Origin of the sequence: Azotobacter beijerinckii (assembly GCF_900110885.1) — a bacterium.
Classification (GTDB): Bacteria; Pseudomonadota; Gammaproteobacteria; order Pseudomonadales; family Pseudomonadaceae; genus Azotobacter; species Azotobacter beijerinckii.
Genome location: NZ_FOFJ01000131.1, coordinates 1 through 3,311, shown reverse-complemented (window position 1 = coordinate 3,311; position 3,311 = coordinate 1). Strand labels below are relative to the sequence as shown.

The window sequence follows — 3,311 nt, the reverse complement described above, 5'->3', positions numbered from 1 at the left end:
CAGCGCAGCAGTCAGAGTGGTCTTGCCATGGTCCACGTGACCGATGGTGCCAACGTTGACGTGCGGTTTGTTACGTTCGAATTTTTCCTTAGCCATCGAAAAGACCACCCCACACAAAACACACCACAAAAACAAAGGCAGATAAATTCATATCTGCCTTTTAGATTGGAGCTCATGAGCGGATTTGAACCGCTGACCTCACCCTTACCAAGGGTGTGCTCTACCAGCTGAGCTACATGAGCACAAACACCCAACAAAATACACCTGGAGCGGGTAGCGGGAATCGAACCCGCATCATCAGCTTGGAAGGCTGAGGTTCTACCACTGAACTATACCCGCCTAACCATATAGGTCTAGGCATGAAATCTGGTGGAGGGGGAAGGATTCGAACCTTCGAAGTCTGCGACGTCAGATTTACAGTCTGATCCCTTTGGCCACTCGGGAACCCCTCCAAAACATGGTGACATTCTGTCACGCCACCAGTCGACAGTCAAGGGTTTTTCTTTAGAAAACTTGAGCTTAGCTCGAATTGACTGTCACTTTCACCGCAAGGCACTTTTATTGCCGTATGAAAGCGGGCGTGATTCTATTCGAACGATACAGTGCCTGCAAGCCCCCCGCACGCTTTTCGCTGATACTGTAGCCTTGGGAAGGATCTAGTGAGAGCCTCCATTAACCCCTCATCAAACAACCAGGTGCTTTCGGGCGCTACCTCCAGCCCGTAATCCCGCCGCGTCCGAGGCAGCTCGCGCATTGCAGGCTCATAGCCAGCCCTCCTGAAACGCTGTATCGCAGCCTCCGCTGACTCACTGCGAGAAAAAACCCCCAGCGAGACTCCATTAGCCAAGTCCCCCTGGGTAATGACATAGCTATCTATTTTTTTTACTTGCAGCTCCTTTAGCTGGATCAGGGATGCTTGGCGTGAGGCTAATGGTGGCAAGTACAACCAGTACTCCGTTGCCACAACACGCTCAATCAGTTCTACCTTGGAGCGAATATCGAGACTCAGCAGTCGCTGCATGACCTGACGTCCCTGCTCCTCAGACTGAACACCCGCCAGAAACAGACACTCATCTTTCTTTGGCTTACCTACCGACTCACGCGCTCCAACCTTCGACTCAGCGACAAGTCGGATTCCCTGAGTCACCTCTCGAGGCGGGTCTTGAGCCGAGAGCTCACTCAAACTCCGAGAGGCCACCCACCCACCCACCCAATAAAATAGATTCAACACCAGCAATAAGAGAAAAAGCCAGCGCATGCACAACCTCAAGAAGGAATCGGACAAGCAATGGCAAGCCCGATGAAAATCAAATCGGGCACGACCCTAACTTGGGGCAGAACATCCATGACAGCGGGAGCATCTCCACCTGTCAGAAAGACATCATAATCGCTTCCCCAATATGCCATTGCCAACTCTACTTGGGAGCGCACAAACCCCTTCAGCATCAGTACACACCCACGCTCAACCGCATCAGCTGTAGAGCGCCCCGGTGTAAGCTGCTCCATCATGAAATCACTGGCTCCGGCAGTATCATAGCGGATACGCCTGGTATGACTTCGCAGTTGACTACGCAACAGAGGCAGTCCCGGACAGATAAATCCACCTTTGTGCTCGCCATCGGCAGCAACAAAATCCGCCGTTACCGCAGTCCCCAAGTCCAGAACCAGGCAGGCCTTGCTTGAGAGATGGCGCGCTGCGACAACAGCCATCCATCTATCAAGCCCCAAACTCCCATGATCCACATATCCGTTACGAATGCCCGCCGTGCAGCGTGCAGACCGAGCAGTCAGCACATGAAGCCCCAAGCGTTGGGTAAGATGCATCTCAAGGCAAGCAGTTTCTTCATCACTGCGCACACTGACCATGCGACAGTGGCGCAGTTCATGATGCGCCCGAGCATCCTCCAGAGCAGAAAATAGCTCCTCGGCTGACTCTGCGACTCCACTCAAGAGCACCTGGGATGCCGCGCCAATGATTCTCCACTTTATAAAGCTGTTACCACAGTCAAGCTCGATGATCATCACGCAACCTCAAGCTGATCTCACCACCACTGTGTCGCTGCTCTACTCCATTCACGCTCAAGCGCAGTGCCCCCACATGATCAATGCCCAAGACTACACCTTCGATTCGCTGCGCTCCCGCAATCAATGCTACCTCACACCCTTGCCATAAGTGGTTTAACTCCCACTCTTTTTGAAGCGCAACGAATCCTGACTCCGCATGTCGCACCAAATACTTACGTAACTTCAGGCACAACTCATAGACAAAGCAATTACGATCAATATAACTCTGGAGCTCTAACCTCATTGAAGTCCAAGGCTGCTCAATACAACCCCCATCCTCCATATTGACATTAACGCCAACTCCCACAACAACATGGCACACATCCGCAGGATCACCGGTCAGCTCCAAGAGAACTCCTGCTATTTTTTTTCCTTGCACCAAAACATCATTTGGCCACTTCAAACCAACTCCACTAACGCCTGATGCTCGCAATGCCTGCATCACCGCCAACCCTACTACGAGGCTCAAGCCTTCTAACTGGCGGGCTCCTTTCTGAATTCGCACCGCCAGACTCAAATAAATATTTTCCCCGAACGGACTCTGCCAGATACGCCCGCGCCTCCCCCTTCCAGCAGTCTGCTTTTCAGCCAAAATTAGAAATGGGGGCTCCACTCCTTTCTCCAGCAGCCTAATTGCCTCTGCATTTGTTGAGCCCAGAGACTCATAAATGTGGAAAGGATAAATATCCGACAAGCCTTTTTTAGCCAGCGCCGTATCACTTAACAGCACTATTGGCCTAACCAGTTGATAGCCACGGCCTCGAACCCGATTCAGCTCCACTCCAAACTCGGACTCCAAACGCCGTACCTGTTTCCATACTGCACTTCGACTGATACGAAGTGCTTGCCCGATTGCCTGACCTGAATGGAAATGGCCATCTTGAAGGAGCTTTAATAAAGTCAGCATTAGAGGCCCCACCTCAACATGAGGCCAGCATCATAGCGGGTGGGCTTGCCCCTATCAAACCAGACACCGGAACCCTGAACTGCTCCAGCACAAAGCCTCAGCGTATTTTCCCCAGCTGGAACTCGGCCGTCGGCTCAAGCCATTCATCGATGAACACCGCGATGCCTATGGAGGCATAGCCGACCTGCAAGGTGCTGTCGACCACCTCGTCGACGTACTACAGCCATGCAGCCCTACAGGACAGGGCCGATGAAGGCCTGAGTTCCGCCCGGCCAAGCAAAAACCCCCGAGCCGTGTCCGGCTCGGGGGTCTGCAATAAGCGCTTGACGATGACCTACTC

The 3,311-nt window shown here is 52.7% G+C and carries 4 protein-coding genes and 3 tRNA genes; all 7 read right to left on the bottom strand.

Annotated features, from left to right (window positions below; translation table 11 throughout):
- Positions 1 to 96: GTP-binding protein (locus BMY22_RS22990; RefSeq protein WP_233432247.1), on the bottom strand; the 96-nt coding region annotated here is incomplete at its 3' end.
- A 70-nt stretch (positions 97 to 166) separates the two neighbouring features.
- Positions 167 to 242 (bottom strand) — tRNA-Thr (locus BMY22_RS22985).
- A 23-nt stretch (positions 243 to 265) separates the two neighbouring features.
- A tRNA-Gly gene (locus BMY22_RS22980) sits at positions 266 to 339 on the bottom strand.
- A gap of 28 nt (positions 340 to 367) precedes the next feature.
- Positions 368 to 452, bottom strand: a tRNA-Tyr gene (locus BMY22_RS22975).
- Between the two features lie 134 nt (positions 453 to 586).
- Complete coding sequence (locus BMY22_RS25155) at positions 587 to 1,021, bottom strand: hypothetical protein (RefSeq protein WP_244158980.1); 435 nt, start codon at positions 1,019 to 1,021, stop codon at positions 587 to 589.
- Positions 1,022 to 1,266: 245 nt separating this feature from the next.
- On the bottom strand, positions 1,267 to 2,022 hold the full coding sequence (locus tag BMY22_RS22965) for a pantothenate kinase (RefSeq protein WP_090625623.1): 756 nt from the start codon (positions 2,020 to 2,022) through the stop codon (positions 1,267 to 1,269).
- A complete protein-coding gene (gene birA / locus BMY22_RS22960) occupies positions 2,006 to 2,971 on the bottom strand; it encodes a bifunctional biotin--[acetyl-CoA-carboxylase] ligase/biotin operon repressor BirA (RefSeq protein ID WP_090625621.1) in 966 nt (321 codons plus the stop codon). The genes BMY22_RS22965 and birA overlap by 17 nt, the downstream gene beginning before the upstream one ends.
- Between the last annotated feature and the right edge of the window lie 340 nt (positions 2,972 to 3,311).